General features: G+C 63.5%; 1 pseudogene. It reads left to right on the top strand.

The window, feature by feature from the left end:
• A pseudogene (locus AB9F29_RS22125) lies at positions 1 to 299 on the top strand (protein translocase subunit SecF); the annotation flags it as partial.

Genomic DNA, 299 nt, shown 5'->3' with positions numbered 1-299 from the left:
TGCGTGCCGCCATCGCGCAACAGGTTCCGGGCGACGCGAGCCTGCAGGCCTTCGGCAATCCCAATGAAGCGCTGATCCGGGTGCAGGGTGAGGTCGGGCAGGCCACGGTTGCCGCCGTCGAACGTGCAGCAACAGACGTGATCCCAGATGCGGTGTTCAACCAGATCGACCTTGTTGGCCAAACGATCAGCGGCGAACTGGCAACCACCGGCTTGCTGGCACTTGGCCTCGCGGTCCTGGCGATGTTGGCCTACATTTGGGTCCGGTTAGAATGGCACTTTGCTGCCGGTGCCATCGCG

This window comes from Falsihalocynthiibacter sp. S25ZX9, assembly GCF_041205405.1.
Classification (GTDB): Bacteria; Pseudomonadota; Alphaproteobacteria; order Rhodobacterales; family Rhodobacteraceae; genus Falsihalocynthiibacter; species Falsihalocynthiibacter arcticus.
The sequence above is the reverse complement of the archived record's forward strand: the minus strand, read 5'-3'. Positions and strand labels throughout refer to the sequence as shown.